At 70.4% G+C, this 14268-nt stretch carries 15 protein-coding genes; 3 read left to right on the forward strand and 12 right to left on the reverse strand.

Translation table 11 applies throughout. The features are described 5' to 3' along the window. Positions 1-34: 34 nt before the first annotated feature. Positions 35-646, forward strand: a complete 612-nt coding sequence (locus ACE3Q8_RS10060) for a glutathione S-transferase family protein (protein ID WP_374470144.1) — start codon at positions 35-37, stop codon at positions 644-646. Here ACE3Q8_RS10060 and ACE3Q8_RS10065 read toward each other — a convergent pair. Both ACE3Q8_RS10065 and ACE3Q8_RS10070 read right to left on the reverse strand, forming a co-directional pair. Then, positions 637-1476: a hypothetical protein gene (locus ACE3Q8_RS10065; RefSeq protein WP_374470145.1), complete on the reverse strand. Its 840-nt coding sequence runs from the start codon at positions 1474-1476 to the stop codon at positions 637-639. The genes ACE3Q8_RS10060 and ACE3Q8_RS10065 overlap by 10 nt on opposite strands. After that, positions 1473-2330 carry a hypothetical protein gene (locus ACE3Q8_RS10070; protein ID WP_374470146.1) on the reverse strand — a complete coding sequence of 286 codons (858 nt, stop codon included), beginning with the start codon at positions 2328-2330 and terminating at the stop codon, positions 1473-1475. The genes ACE3Q8_RS10065 and ACE3Q8_RS10070 overlap by 4 nt, the downstream gene beginning before the upstream one ends. A 128-nt stretch (positions 2331-2458) precedes the next feature. Between ACE3Q8_RS10070 and trmFO the strand changes: the two genes are divergently transcribed. Next, positions 2459-3862, forward strand: a complete 1404-nt coding sequence (trmFO, locus tag ACE3Q8_RS10075) for a methylenetetrahydrofolate--tRNA-(uracil(54)-C(5))-methyltransferase (FADH(2)-oxidizing) TrmFO (protein WP_374470147.1) — start codon at positions 2459-2461, stop codon at positions 3860-3862. Here trmFO and ACE3Q8_RS10080 read toward each other — a convergent pair whose 3' ends face one another. From ACE3Q8_RS10080 to yajC, 6 genes are all read right to left on the reverse strand, one after another. Further along, the gene (locus ACE3Q8_RS10080; RefSeq protein ID WP_374470148.1) at positions 3863-4546 is read right to left on the reverse strand and encodes a squalene/phytoene synthase family protein; all 684 of its coding nucleotides are present in this window, start codon (positions 4544-4546) and stop codon (positions 3863-3865) included. Positions 4547-4604: 58 nt separating this feature from the next. Beyond that, on the reverse strand, positions 4605-5222 hold the full coding sequence (locus ACE3Q8_RS10085) for a hypothetical protein (RefSeq protein WP_374470149.1): 618 nt from the start codon (positions 5220-5222) through the stop codon (positions 4605-4607). Positions 5223-5304: 82 nt separating this feature from the next. Beyond that, positions 5305-5664 (reverse strand): Mth938-like domain-containing protein, encoded by a 360-nt coding sequence (locus tag ACE3Q8_RS10090; protein WP_374470150.1) that lies wholly within the window; start codon positions 5662-5664, stop codon positions 5305-5307. A 16-nt stretch (positions 5665-5680) separates the two neighbouring features. Next, complete coding sequence (gene secF / locus ACE3Q8_RS10095) at positions 5681-6643, reverse strand: protein translocase subunit SecF (protein ID WP_374470151.1); 963 nt, start codon at positions 6641-6643, stop codon at positions 5681-5683. Between the two features lie 14 nt (positions 6644-6657). Then, positions 6658-8262 carry a protein translocase subunit SecD gene (gene secD, locus ACE3Q8_RS10100; RefSeq protein ID WP_374470152.1) on the reverse strand — a complete coding sequence of 535 codons (1605 nt, stop codon included), beginning with the start codon at positions 8260-8262 and terminating at the stop codon, positions 6658-6660. 14 nt (positions 8263-8276) lie between these two features. Beyond that, positions 8277-8627, reverse strand: coding sequence for a preprotein translocase subunit YajC (gene yajC, locus ACE3Q8_RS10105; protein WP_374470153.1), 351 nt, complete (start codon positions 8625-8627; stop codon positions 8277-8279). A 116-nt stretch (positions 8628-8743) separates the two neighbouring features. Between yajC and ACE3Q8_RS10110 the strand changes: the two genes are divergently transcribed. Further along, on the forward strand, positions 8744-9583 hold the full coding sequence (locus ACE3Q8_RS10110) for an ATP-binding protein (RefSeq protein ID WP_374470154.1): 840 nt from the start codon (positions 8744-8746) through the stop codon (positions 9581-9583). Positions 9584-9588: 5 nt separating this feature from the next. On the opposite strand, the gene ACE3Q8_RS10115 is transcribed toward ACE3Q8_RS10110, so the two are convergent. From ACE3Q8_RS10115 to serS, 4 genes are all read right to left on the reverse strand, one after another. Beyond that, positions 9589-11442, reverse strand: coding sequence for a LysM peptidoglycan-binding domain-containing protein (locus tag ACE3Q8_RS10115; protein WP_374470155.1), 1854 nt, complete (start codon positions 11440-11442; stop codon positions 9589-9591). 95 nt (positions 11443-11537) lie between these two features. Beyond that, entirely contained in the window at positions 11538-12194 is a 657-nt protein-coding gene (locus tag ACE3Q8_RS10120) for a protein-L-isoaspartate(D-aspartate) O-methyltransferase (RefSeq protein ID WP_374470156.1), read from the reverse strand. 2 nt (positions 12195-12196) lie between these two features. Continuing rightward, a complete protein-coding gene (surE, locus tag ACE3Q8_RS10125) occupies positions 12197-12970 on the reverse strand; it encodes a 5'/3'-nucleotidase SurE (RefSeq protein WP_374470157.1) in 774 nt (257 codons plus the stop codon). 3 nt (positions 12971-12973) lie between these two features. Next, a complete protein-coding gene (serS, locus tag ACE3Q8_RS10130; protein WP_374470158.1) occupies positions 12974-14260 on the reverse strand; it encodes a serine--tRNA ligase in 1287 nt (428 codons plus the stop codon). Positions 14261-14268: the final 8 nt, after the last annotated feature.

Here is a 14268-nt window from a genome sequence, read left to right on the forward strand (position 1 = left end):
TTTAAGCTGGTCTCCAGGCTTTCTGGAGACCAGCATGATCCTCTACGGCGCGCCGATGCCCGCCCCCAATCCGCGGCGGGTGCGGATCTTCCTGGCCGAGAAGGGCGTCGACCTGCCCGAGACGCCGGTGAACATCCTGAAGCGGGAGCACAAGAGCCCGGAGCACCGGGCCCGCAACTCGCTGGGCCAGGTGCCGACCCTGGTGCTGGACGACGGCACGGCCATCTCCGAGACGGTGGCCATCTGCCGCTACTTCGAGGAGACCCAGCCGGACCCGCCGCTGTTCGGCCGCACGCCGCTGGAGAAGGCCACGGTGGACATGTGGGTCCGCCGGATCGAGTTCACCGTGATGGGGCCGGTGGGGAACTTCTGGCGCCACGCCCACCCGTTCACGGCCAAGGTGGTGGACCAGCACCAGGCCTTCGGGGAGTCCAACCGCGAGGCCTACGCCGGCGCCCTGCGCTGGCTGGACCGGGAGCTGGCCGACCGGCCCTTCCTGGCCGGCGAGCACTACGGCATGGCCGACATCTGCGGCCTGACGACGGTGGACTTCGCGACCTGGATCGGCCTGCCGGTTCCGGACGAGCTGGCGAACGTCCGCGCCTGGCACGCGCGGGTCTCGGCCCGCCCGAGCGCTCAGGCCTGACGGGTCTCGGCGAACGCCTTGTAGGCCGCCACCAACGGCGCCTGGCTGATCACCCAAAGCACCGGCGCGAAGAGAAACTGCACGGCGAGCTGCGCGACGTAGAAGCCTGGCCGCTCGGCCATCGCCTCGGCGTCGGTGCGCAGCAGGAGGCCCAGATCGCTCCAGCCGCTGATCGCGCCGCCGATCAGCGCCAGCGCCAACCAGGCCATGATGGCGATCATCGCCAGCAGGCACAGGGCGATGGCTGACATGCCCAACAGCGCCCACGCCCGGCCGCGGGTGAGCCGCCACGATGCCACGAAGCCCATCCGCCGCTCTGCCACCGACGCCGGCGCGGCTAGCGACAGCCGGATCGCCAGCCAGACCAGCACGCCGAACAGGATCACCAGGGACGGAACGCCCAGGCGCGCGCCGGCCGCCTGCCCCGCCAGCCCGGCCACATAGAGCGCCAGGAGGCCAGCGGCGACGAAGGCGGTGAGCATCACCAGCCAGACGACCGCCACCCGCAGCTCGTCCGCGCCCAGGCGCAGGTGGAGGAACCCGGGCGGGTCGCCGCGCAGCAGCATCCGGAACAGGGCGCAGACGATCATCACCTCCACCGCGAAGGCCGCGAACGCCAGCACCAGCGCGCCGACCGCGGCTCCCGCCGTGCCCGCGGCCTCGCTGGAGGTGGCGGCGAAGGCGGCGATGGCGATCAGCACCCCGGCGACCACGCAGGCGCCCAGCAGGCCCAGCAGGTTGAACAGGGCCCAGCCGGCGACGATCCGCCAGCGGCGGCCAATCACGCGGAAGCCCTCGAGGGCGGCGTCGGACGCGGAGAAGCGGCTCAACGGTGGGTCACCGGTTGGCCGGTGAGCTGCTGATAGGCCACGGCGAAGGGGGCGTAGATCATCACCACCTGCAGCACATAGAGCAGGAACTGCATGACCAGGGTGGCCACGCCCGCGATCACGGCGCCGGCGTTCACGTGTCCCTCCTCGAGCGCCTGGCTGCCGCCCGCCAAGGCCACCACCACCAGGCCCGCGAGGCTGATCACCAGCCAGATCATCACGTAGAAGATGGCCGCGAGCAGCATCATGCCCAGCAGCGGCCACATCCGACCCCGGGTGAGCCGCCAGGCCGGCCCGAAGGCGATCCGGCGTGTGGCAAAGGTCATCGGAGTGACCATCGAGAGCCGCGCGCCGAGCCAGGCTGTCAGGCCGATCACCACCACCAGCAGGCCCAACGACACCAGCGAGCTGGTCTCCCGCACCATGGTGAGCGCGATGATCCCAGCGAACAGGCACACGAACCCGATCGAGAACAGCGCCAGGTTCACCGCCGTCAGCCGGAACTCGTCTCGCCCGAGGCGGAGGTGCGCCAGCCCAGGCTCCTCCGGCCGCATCACCAGGCGGTAGATGCCGGCGATGATCACCGACATCAGCGTCATCACGACCAGCAGGACCAGCAGGAACGCCGGCCAGGACTCAGCCAGCATGGCGGCTACGGCGTCGGCCTTCTCGGCGGTATAATCTGAGCCCTGCATGGCCTCGGCGAAGCGGGGGCCGAGCGCCACCGCCATCAGGGCGCCGATGACCATGATGCCGAGGAAGTAGACCCCGGCCCAAGCGAGCATGGTCCCCGGCCGCGACCGGATCAGGCGGAAGCCTTCCAGAGCGGCTTCGCTCGCCGAAAACTGGTTCATTCTCGTCCCTTGGCCCGACACGTTCAGGTAAACGAGTCGCCGGCCCTCCGGCTGCAACCTGTTCTCCGTCGCCCGGCGGCGCAAGGCCCCGCTCGCGATCCGGAGCGATCGTTGCTAGTTAGCCACGCATGACGACAGCCCCTGTACACGTGATCGGCGGCGGCCTCGCCGGCTCGGAAGCCGCTTGGCAGATCGCCCAGGCCGGCGTGCCCGTGATCCTGCACGAGATGCGGCCGGTGCGCGGCACCGACGCCCACCACACCGACCGCCTGGCGGAGCTGGTCTGCTCCAACTCGTTCCGCGCCGACGACTGGGCCGGAAACGCCGTCGGCCTTCTCCACGCCGAGATGCGCAAGCTGGGCTCGATCATCATGGCCTGCGGAGACGCCCACCAGGTCCCGGCCGGCGGCGCGCTGGCGGTCGACCGCGAGGGCTTCTCCCAGGCGGTGACCGACCGCCTCGAGGCGCACCCGCTGGTGACGATCGCGCGCGAAGAGGTCGCCGGGCTGCCGCCGGCCAACTGGGACAGCGTGGTGATCGCCACCGGCCCCCTCACCTCTCCCGCGCTGGCCGACGCCATTCTCCAGCTCACCGGCGAGGGCCAGTTGTCGTTCTTCGACGCCATCGCCCCCATCGTGACGTTCGAGTCCGTGGACATGGACGTCGCCTGGCGGCAGTCGCGCTACGACAAGGAAGGCCCGGGCGGAGACGCGGCCGCCTACATCAACTGCCCTATGACCAAGGAGCAGTACGAGGCGTTCATCGACGCCCTGCTGGCGGGTCCGAAGTCCGAGTTCAAGGACTGGGAGCACGTGCCCTATTTCGACGGCTGCCTGCCGATCGAAGTGATGGCCGAGCGTGGCCGCGAGACCCTGCGGCACGGGCCGATGAAGCCGGTGGGCCTGACCAACGCCCACAAGCCCGACGAGAAGCCCTGGGCCGTTGTCCAGCTCCGCCAGGACAATGCGCTGGGCACGCTGTGGAACATGGTGGGCTTCCAGACCAAGCTGAAGCACGGCGCGCAGACAGACATCTTCCGCATGATCCCGGGGCTCGAAAAGGCGGTGTTCGCGCGGCTGGGCGGACTGCACCGCAACACCTTCCTGAACTCGCCCCGCCTGCTCGATCGGCAACTGCGGCTGAAGGCCCAGCCGCGGCTGCGGTTCGCCGGCCAGGTGACCGGAGTCGAAGGTTATGTGGAGAGCGCGGCCGTGGGCCTGCTGGCGGGGCGGCTCGCCGCGGCCGAGCGGCTGGGGCGTCCGGTCGAGGCGCCGCCGGCGACCACGGCGCTCGGCGCCCTGGTGAACCACATCACCGGCGGCCACATCGAGGCCGGCACGGGTTCGTTCCAGCCCATGAACATCAACTACGGCCTGCTGCCGCCGCTGGAAGCGCCCAAGCGCGACGCCGAGGGCAAGCGCCTGCCGAACAAGGAGCGCGGCCGGGCGAAGAAGCGGCTGATGGGCGAGCGCGCGCTGGCCGATCTCGACGCCTGGGCGGCGGACGCGCCGGTGCTGGAAGCCGCCGAGTAGCTAGATCCGGCCCAGCGCGACCGCCCAGATAAGCCGCAGGCGGCGGGACAACTCCGAGCCGCCCCGCCCCGCCAGGGCGGCGTGCGCCACGGCCGGGAACGCTGCGGGGCTGAGCCCCCTGACGCCCTCACGCGCGCCGCGCAGGGCCTCGGCCGCCGTGGGGGCGAACACGGGAGCCTCCCGCGCGCGTCGCGCCAGGGCCCAGGCCGAGCCGGCGCCCCGCGCCCTTGCCACGTCCGCGGTCGGGTCGAGGATACGGGCGGCGAGTTCCGCGGCGAGCCCGGCCGTGTCCCGGGCCCATTCGAGCGATTCCGCGACGGACAGCGGCGTCGGATCCAGCTCCCGGTAGCGGGCGTCGATCATCGCCTCCAGCGGGGCGCGCGAAAGACCGTGTCGCGTCACGGCGCGGGCAACGGCCTGCGCGGTCGGATGGCGCCGGACTGCGCGCCCCTCGAAGACCTCGTCCAGGACCTCACGCCACCAGGCGAGCCGGATCTCCCCCAGCAGCGAGTTGGAGGCGACACGCGGCGCGCGCGCGAGTTCGTGATCGTAGGCGTAGAGAGCGATCACGTCCGCCCGCGCCTCGGCGTCCGCGATGAAGCGGCTGGACAGCCAGCGGTCAGGGTCGACGCGGCGGACCAGGTCGTCGAGGTCGCGGTCGGGATGCGGGGCGGCGTCGGACATGGGGCTTCAACGAAAAAGGCCCGCCGCAAGGGCGGGCCTCTCCGCAAGTTTGCGACAATCAGCCGTAGATGGTCTGCGTCATGGTCATCGAGGTGAGCATCGGGATCGAAAGCAGCAGGTTCGTCCGCGAGAACAGCATCGCGGTGCGCCCCGCCTTGGCCTTCGCATCGGCGTCGGCCTCGACGATGCCGAGCGCAATCTTCTGGTTCGGCCAGATGAACGCCCAGACATTGATGAACATGATGATCGCCAGCCACATGCCGAGGCCGAGCAGGGTGAAGCGGTCGTCGCCCGGGGCATAGCCGCCGAACAGGCCGAAGGTCAGCGCCTCGTGCGCGTACTCGGCGCCGCGGGTGTACGCCAGGATCAGGCCCATCAGCACGGTGAACAACGCCGCCCAGCGGAACCAGAACAGCGCCTCCGGCGCGATGTACTTGGAGACCGCCGGCTTCAGCTCGGCCGGGATCTCCGGCATTTTCCGGATCTGGACGAAGTTGAAGTAGTAGAGCAGCCCGATCCACAGGATGCCGAAGAAGGTGTGGAGCCAGCGGAAGACGGCCTGCCAGAAGGTGGCGTCGACGCCCTGCGGCCCCTGCGAGTAGGCAATCACCATGATGAGCGCGAGGATCACGCTCACGATCACGGTGTTGCGGAAATTGGAAAGCAGCCCAGCCATCTTGTGACCCTCGAATCCTACCTAGGCTGTCAGGTATAGGGTCGTTTTGACGCAGGCGCAAAGCTCCTGCAGCGGCCGCGTGTCAGACGGCGATGAGCGCGGCGGCGAGCCGCCGTCCCTCGGCTGTCAGCACGTTGTAGAGCCGGGCCGCGGCCGGGGTGTCCATGAACTCCAGGCCGATGCCGGCGCGCTGCAGCGCCTCCCGCACGGCCCGAGGCGGCTGGGCGTTCCGCGCGCCGACGCCCAGCAGCAGGAACTCCACCTCGGCGCGGCCGGCGGCCAGCACCGGCTCCAGGCTCTCCGGCGTCAGCGCCTCCAGATCCGTGACGGACCAGGTCCGCGCCTCGTCCTGCAGGATGAGCAGGGAGCCCTCGTGCCGCTCCCCGGAGAGCCGAAAGCCGCCGCCGCCGTAGGCGTCGATGGTGGGCGCGTCGCGGGCCACGGGCGGCTCCCCTGCCCTACGGCCGGACGTCGGCCGGCTTGAGCGGCTGGGCCTCTTCCTCGCCGCGCTTGACGCCCCACAGCAGGATCACCGGCGCGGCCACATAGATCGACGAGTAGGTGCCGATCACGATGCCGAACATCAGCACCAGCGACATTCCGAACAGAGTCGGCCCGCCGAAGACGGCGAGCCCCGCCAGAGCCAGCACGGCGGTCAGGCCGGTGATGATGGTCCGCGACAGTGTCTCGTTGATCGACAGGTCGATAAGCTCGCGCAGCGGCATGCGTTTGTACTTGCGGAGATTCTCGCGGAGGCGGTCGAACACCACCACCGTGTCGTTCATCGAGTAGCCGATGACCGTCAGGATGGCGGCCACCGTCGTCAGGCTGAACTCCAGCCGGAAGAAGGCGATGATGCCGAAGGTCAGGATCACGTCGTGGAACAGGGCCACGACGGCGCCGACGCCGAACTGCAGCTCGAACCGAAACCAGATGTAGACAAGCATCAGCAGGATCGCGAGGCCGAGCGCCATCAACCCGCTCTGGAACAGCTCGCCGGACACCTTCGCGCCCACCACGTCCGGCGCGTCGAAGCGCACCTGCCCCAGCGCCTGGGTGAGCACGCCGCGCACCTGCTCGGCCACCTGGTCGGCGTTCGCGCCGGCGGGCGGCTGGTAACGCACCATGGCGGCGGTGCCGTCGCCGAAGCCCTGGACCTGCGGGTCGCCGAGCTCCAGGCCGCTCACCGCCGCGCGGGCGGCCGAGAGGTCCACCTGCTTGGGCGCGGTGGACAGTTCGATCACCGTGCCGCCGGTGAAGTCGATGCCGCAGTTCAGGCCGCCGCACGGCGGCTCGAACGGGATCATCGCCCGCGCAAGCGATGCGATGACGGCGACGGCCGAGATGACGGCGGCGAACTTGGCGAAGCGGACGAACTGGAAGTTCGTCTTCACCGGCAGGATCCTGATCAGGGGCCACATGGGTCAGGCCCTCCTTACGCGATCGGCAGGGTCTTCGGCCGGGCGGCGCGGAACCACACGGCCAGGAGCACCTGGGTGATGAGGACGGCGGTGAACACGGAGGTGATCACGCCGATGGAAAGCGTCCAGGCGAAGCCCTTCACCGGGCCCGCGCCGAATTGGAACATGAGCAGCGCCGCGAGCAGCGTCGTCAGGTTGGCGTCGATGATCGTGCTCATGGCGCGCGAGAAGCCCGCGTCCATGGCCGAGATCACCGACCGGCCGGCGCGGATCTCGTCTCGCATGCGCTCGTAGATCAGCACGTTGGCGTCGACCGCCACCGCCAGCGTCAGGATCAGGCCGGCGATGCCGGGGAGCGTCAGCGTGGCCTGGGTCAGGCTCATGGCCGCGATGATCAGCAGGCCGTTGATCAGCAGGGCCACAACGGAGATGCCGCCGAACAGCAGCCCATAGGCGAGCACCATGAAGGCAACGATGGCGACGAAGGCGACCAGCGTGGAGACCTGGCCGGCCTTGATCGCGTCCGCGCCGAGTTCGGCGCTCACCGTCCGCTGCTCCTCAACGTTCAGCGGCGCCGGAAGGGCGCCAGCCCGCAGCAGGAGCGCCAGGTCGTTGGCGGTCTCGGTGGTGAAGTTGCCCTCGATGTAGCCGGAGCCGCCGGTGATGGCGCTGTTGATCACCGGCGCCGAGATCACCTTCTCGTCGAGGACGATGGCGAACCGCTTGCCGATGTTGGCGCTGGTCACGTCGCCGAAGCGGCGGGCGCCCTGGCCGTTGAACCGGAATTCGACGATCGGGGTGCCGTTCTGCGGGTGGAACCCGGCATTGGCGTGCACCAGCATTTCGCCGGTCACGACCGAACGACGCTTCACCACCACGAACGGCTCGTTGGGATCGTCCTGCGGCAGCAGTTGCGAGCCCGGCGGTACGCGACCCGCGGCGGCCTCGGCCGGGGTGACCGAGTCGTCGACCATCTGGAAGGTCAGCTTGGCCGTCTGGCCGATCACGTCCTTCAGGCGCTCGGGATCGCTCTCGCCCGGCGCCTGCACGACAACGCGGTCGGCGCCCTGGCGGGTGATGCTGGGCTCCCGCGTGCCGAGCTCGTCCACCCGGCGGCGGATGATCTCGATGGACTGCTCCACCGCGCGGCTCGCCTCGGCGTTCATGGCCTCGGCGGCGAAGGTCAGGCGCAGGCGCTGGTCGCCGGCCACGGCGACGTTCACGTCGCGGCCGCCGGTCGTGCCGGCGAGCGGCGTGCCCACCGAGTTGCGCAGAGCCCGGGCGGCGGCCTCCACCTGCCCCGGATCGGTGACCCGAAGGGTGACGCCGCCGTCGGCCACGCCGAGGTCGGTGAAGGCGATCTGCTCGTTGCGCAGGTTCTGCCGGACGTCCTCGACGAGGTTCGTCAGCCGTTCACGGCGCAGCGCGGCGGTATCCACCTCCAGCAGGAGGTAGGAGCCGCCCTGCAGGTCCAGGCCGAGGTTGAGGGTCTGCTTCGGGAGGAAGCCAGGCAGCTTGGCGCGGGCCTCGGCCGGGATGACGTTCGGCAGGGCGAATAGGACGCCCAGGATCACCGCCAGAACGACGAGAAGGACCTTCCAGCGGGAGAGGTTCAGCATCGAGGGGGTTCAGCTCAGACCTTGGAATCGTTGGCGGCGGACGGCTCGCCACGCGTGCGGACGTCGGCGATCATCGTCTTCACCACCTTCACGGTCACGCCCGTGGCGATTTCGAGGCCGACTTCCTTGTCCTCGACGCGGACCACCTTGCCGATCATGCCCGAGGACAGGACCACGGTGTCGCCGCGCTTCAGCCCGCCCAGCATCTGCTGGTGCTGCTTCATCCGGCGCTGCTGCGGACGGATCATCAGGAAGTAGAAGAGGATGACCAGGCCGATCAGCGGCAGGAACTGGATCAGCATGTCCTGCGGGCCCCCGGTGGGGGCGCCGGCGGCGGCTTGGGCATAGGCGGGGGTGGCGAACATGGCCTCTCCGGAATAGCGCTGACGGGCGGCCGACCAGCCCCCGTTCGAAGTCGGCGGAAGCTATGCGCTGCGCCCTGGTTTTGCAATGGAACCGGCCCGCGGCTATGGCTCGCGGCATGGACCCCGAGTTGAAGCCCGTTCTGGAACGCATCGCCGAGGCGCTGGAGCGCCTGGCTCCGCCGAACATCGGTCCCGCCTCCTTCGACGGCGCCTGCCTGTTCCGCCACGATCCGGACAGCGGCGCCTTCCATCCCGCGCCCGACTATCCGCTGGCGCTGGAGAGCCTGGTGGGGGTCGATCGGCAGAAGGAGCGCTTCCTCGAGAACCTGCAGCGGTTCGCCCGCGGCCTGCCCTTCAACCACGCGCTCCTCTGGGGCGTGCGGGGCACCGGCAAGAGCTCGCTGGCCAAGGCCGCGTTCATGGCCGCCTCCCGCGAGGCGGCGGACCTGAAGCTCGTCGAGGTCGACCGCGACCAGGTGACGGCGCTGCCAGGACTGTTCGATCTGCTGCGCGCGCGGCCGGAGCGATTCGTCGTGCTCTGCGACGACCTCTCGTTCGAGGAAGGCGCGGCGGCCGCCAAGGCGCTGAAGTCGGCGCTGGAGGGCGGCGTCTCCGGGCCCCCGGGCAATGTGCTGTTCGTGGCCACGTCCAACCGCCGCCACCTGATGCCGCGGACGAACACCGAGGAGCGCGGTCTGCTGGCGGCCGCCGAGGACGCCGAGGAGGAGGTCAGCGTCTCCGACCGCTTCGGCCTGTGGGTCGGCTTCCCGCCCATGGACCAGGCCACCTATCTCGCCGCTGTGCAGGGCTACGCCGAGCGCTTCGGCCTCGCCGCGGCCGACCTCGAGCGCCGGGCCCTGCAGTGGGCGCAACTGCGCGGCGGCCGCTCGGGCCGCGTCGCCTGGCAGTTCATCCGCGACCTTGCGGGGGAGCAGGGCAAGCCCCTCCCCCTCTGAGGGCCTCAGCGGGGCAGCACGAGCTCGGGGTCGATTGGCCGAGCGCGGTCGAGCGGCGACGGCGCGAACCGCACCTCGAAATGAAGCTGCGGCTCTGGGACGCCGCCCGTGGAGCCGGCCTGGCCGATCTGCTGCCCCTGGGTGACCTTCTGGGTCATCTTCACGTCCACACGGGACAGATGGCCGTAGGCCGTCACCCAGCCGTCCTCGTGCTTGATCAGCACCAGGTTGCCGAAGCCCGGCACCTGGTCACCGGCATAGACCACGTCCCCGGCGGCGGCGGCGCGGACCGGGTCGCCCGTGCGGGCGCGGATGTTCACGCCGTCGTTGCGCTGGTTGCCGGGTTTCGGCCCGTAGCCCGAAACGACGTCGCCCTGCAGCGGCCAGATGAAGCGGCCCCGGCCGAGCTGCGAGATCTGGGCGTCGCTGACCGGCGCGGCGGCCGTGGGCCCGGCGACCGGCGGCGCGCCGGGCGAGGTGTAGGGCTGCGGACGCGAAGGCGTCGTCGGCGCGGGCCGCGGCGACTGCGGCGGCGGGCTCGGGCGGCTGCTGGCCGGGGGCGTATAGGGCTGCGGCCGTGACGGCAGCGGCGGAGCGACCTCGGGCGCGGGCGTGCGCGGCGCGGGAGCCGGCGTGGGCGCCGTGATCCGCGGGGCTTCCTCCGCGGGCGAGGGCGCAGGCCGCTCCACCGGCACGCGGGTCGTTGAGGTGACCGGCCCACGGTCGCGGTAGCCGGACGGCAGGCGCAGGCGCTGGCCGGTGCGGACGCCGGCGTTGCGCGAGAGGCCGTTCTCGCTGCGCAGCGCCGCCACGGTCACCGAGAACCGCCGGGCGATTAGGTCGAGTGTGTCGCCGGAGCCGACCACATACGCCTTGGTGGTCGAGCGGGGGCCTTTCAGCTCCTGGCCGGGACGGATGTTCGAGCCCTTGAGGCCGTTGTCCTCGCGGAGCTGCTCGATGGTGGTGTCGAGCTTGCGGGCGATCTCGGTGAGGTTGTCGCCCTTCTTCACCTCATAGACGACCGGCTTGCCTTCCACGTCCACCACACGTCCGGTGACACTGCGGGTCGTGACGGTGCGGGTGGCGGGCGGAGCCTCGGCGCTCGGCGTGGGCCGCGTGACCGGCGGCGGCGCCGGGCGCTCGGCCGCCGGAGCGGGCGCGGGGCGCGTGGGCGGCGGCGCCGGGACCGCCGGTTCGCCCTCGACGGCCACCCGGGTGGTGGTCACCGTCGGGCCACGGTCGCGGAAACCTTCCGGCAGGCGCAGGCGCTGGCCGACGCGCAGGGGGGCGTTGCGGCCGATGTCGTTCTCTTCCGCCAGGGCGTCGGCGGTCACGCTGAACCGGCGGGCGATGCCGAACAGGGTATCGCCCGAGCCTACGATGTAGGCCTTGGCCGCAGTGGTCGGCCCCTTCAGCGTCTGCCCGGGCCGGATGTTCGACCCCGAGATGTCGTTGTCCTCGCGCAGTTGCTCCACCGTGGTGTCGAGCTTGCGCGCGATGCCGATGAGGGTGTCGCCCTTCTGCACCTCATAGGTGGTCGCACGCCCGTCCGCGTCGACCACGCGGCCCGTGACGGTGCGCGTCGTCACCGTCCGGTAGGTGGGCTCGGTGCGGGGCGGCGGCGCGGCGGGCCGGGCGGGCGGAAGCTGCTCGAGCGGGCGGCTCTCCACGGCTGGCGGCGGCGCCTGGGCGACCGGCGCGTCCTCCACGGGCGGCGGCGCGGGTTGCGTGGCCGGGGGCGGCACGTCGGCTGTGCGGACCGGGAAGTTCGGGCGCAGGGGCTCGGTCTGGGTCGCGCAGGCGGAGAGCGCGCTGGTGGCCAGCAGGGCCAGGACCGTTCTCTGCAGGAAAAGCGTCATCGCCGCTCCGGTAGGGTTATTCAGAATCAGTTCGGGGCGTCGGGGCATAGTGGGACCGGCCGGACGCCACGGCCAACCCGCATTCGGCCGCAGACTCACAGCTCCTTGGCGACGCCTTCGAGCAGCGGCACGAAACGGACGTCGAGCAGGTCCTCGACCGTGAAGCCGCCCTCCCCGTCTCCGGTGTAGCGGCGCAGGGTCTGGACCGGCCCGCGGCCGATCGGCGCCACGAGGATCCCCGTGGGCTTGAGTTGCGCGAGCAGAGCCTTGGGCTCTCCCGGCGCCGCGGCCGTGACCATAATGCGGTCGAACGGCGCCTGTTCGGGCCAGCCTTCGCCGCCGTCCCCGAACTTGGTGATGATGTTGGTCAGCCCGAGCTGTTTGAAGCGGCCCTCGGCCTCCTTCATCAGCGTGCGGTAGCGCTCCACCGTGTAGACCAGCCGCGCCATCTTCGAGAGGATCGCCGTCTGGTAGCCGGAGCCGGTACCGATCTCGAGCACCCGGTCGCGCTTCTCGATCTGCAGCGCCTGGGTCATCAGGCCGACGATGAACGGCTGGCTGATCGTCTGGCCACAGGCGATCGGCAGAGCCGAATCCTCGAAGGCGCGCTCCTTGAACAGCTCGGGCGTGAACAGCTCTCGCGGCGTCTTCTCGATGGCGTTCAGCACCTTCGCGTCGTTCACCCCCTGCTGCTTGAGCGCCAGGATCAGGGTCGCCATGCGGACGTCGGCGGGGTTCTCGGACTTCGCCATGCTCAGGCCTTCGGCGGCGGACCGCCCAGTCGACCCTTCAGGTCGTGGACGGTGGCCATGTGCGTGAGGTCGATATGCAGCGGGGTGACCGAGATGCGACCCTCGTAAATCGCTCGCAGGTCGGTGCCTTCGGCCGGTTTCGAGGGCGTCTGCCGGAAGCCGATCCAGTAGTAGTCCTTGCCGCGCAGGTCGGTGCGCTTCTCGGCATGGCGCACGTGCACGTCGCGGAAGCCCTGGCGGGTGACCTCGACTTCGGTGATCTCCGCCACCGGACGGGCCGGGAAGTTGATGTTGATGACGACGTCGTTGGGCCAGCCTGTCTCCACGAGCCGTCTGATGATCCCCGGCGCGAAGGTCTCGGCGGCCTCGAAGCTTGTGCCAGGCTCGTAGAACCCCTGCTGCGACAGGGCGACGGCCGGCACGCCTAGGGCCATGCCCTCGATGGCGCCCGCCACCGTACCCGACATGGTCACGTCCTCGGCCAGGTTGGCGCCGCGGTTCACCCCGGAGAGCACCAGGTCAGGCCGCTTGCCGGCGACGAGCTCATGAATCCCTAGCATCACGCAGTCGGTCGGGGTGCCCGTGGTGGAGAACTTCCGTTCCGCCACCTGCCGGACCCGGATCGGCTCGGCCAGCGTCAGCGCGCGGCTGGCGCCGGACTGCTCGTACTCCGGGGCGCACACCCAGACGTCGTCGGAGAGCGCCGCAGCGATCTTCTCCAGCGCCACCAGGCCGTCTGCGTGGATGCCGTCGTCGTTGGTCAGCAGGATCCGCAAGGCTCAGGCCTCGGCGCCGATGTGGGTGAGCCCCGGGAGGTAGGGGTGCAGCGCCTGTGGGATGGCGATGCGGCCGCCCTCGTCCTGATAGTTCTCCATGATCGCCACCAACGTACGGCCGACCGCCAGGCCCGAGCCGTTCAGGGTGTGGACGTAGCGCGTGCCCTTCTCGCCGGCCTTCTTGCTCCGAGCGTCCATCCGCCGGGCCTGGAAGTCGCCCGTGTTCGAGCAGGAGCTGATCTCCCGGTACTTGCCCTGGCTCGGCAGCCAGACTTCGAGGTCGTAGGTCTTGCGGGCGCCGAAGCCCATGTCGCCCGTGCAGAGCAGCATGGTCCGGAACGGCAGCTCCAAGCGTTTCAGGACCGCCTCGGCGCAGCCGACCATCCGCTCGTGCTCGGCCTCGGACTGCTCCGGCGTGGTCACCGACACCAGCTCCACCTTGTTGAACTGGTGCTGGCGGATGATGCCCCGCGTGTCGCGCCCCGAGGCGCCGGCCTCCGAGCGGAAGCAGGGCGTCAGCGCGGTGAAGCGCAGCGGCAGCTCCTCCTCCGCGACGATCTGGCCCATCACCAGGCTGGTCAGCGGCACCTCAGCGGTGGGGATCAGCCAGCGGCCGTCGGTGGTCTGGAACAGGTCCTCGGCGAACTTCGGCAGCTTGTCGGTGCCGTAGGCGGCGGCGTCGTTGACCAGCAGCGGCGGGGCCACTTCCAGGTAGCCGTGCTCCTGGGTCTGCAGGTCGAGCATGAACTGGCCGAGCGCACGTTCGAGGCGGGCGAGTTGGCCCTTCAGCACCGCGAAGCGCGCGCCGCTCATGCGCGCCGCGGCCTCGAAGTCCAGCAGGCCGAGCCCCTCGCCGATGTCGACGTGGTCCTTGGGGTTGGAGATCGCGAAGGGCTCGCCCCAGCGGCGCACCTCGACGTTGTCGCCCTCGTCCGCGCCTTCCGGCACGTCCGGCGCAGGAATGTTCGGCAGGGTGGCGAGGAGGTTCCGCAGCTCCTCCGACACCGTGCGCTCGATCTCGGCCTGCTCCTCAAGCGTGCGCTTGAGGGTTTCCACGTGCGCCATCAGGCGCGTGGCCTCGTCATCGTTCTTCTGGGCCTTGGCCTGGCCGATCTTCTTGGACGCATCATTCCGCTCGGCCTGCGCCGCCTGAAGCGTCGTCTGGGCGGCCCGTAGCCGGCCGTCGAGTTCGAGGATCTGCTCCACCAGCGCGGCGCCAGACAGGCCCTTCGCCTCCCAGGCTTTGCGATAAAGCTCGGGTGTTTCGCGAATGGCTCGGATATCGTGCATGGCGGCCG

This window comes from Phenylobacterium sp. (assembly GCF_041913825.1).
Taxonomy (GTDB): domain Bacteria; phylum Pseudomonadota; class Alphaproteobacteria; order Caulobacterales; family Caulobacteraceae; genus Phenylobacterium.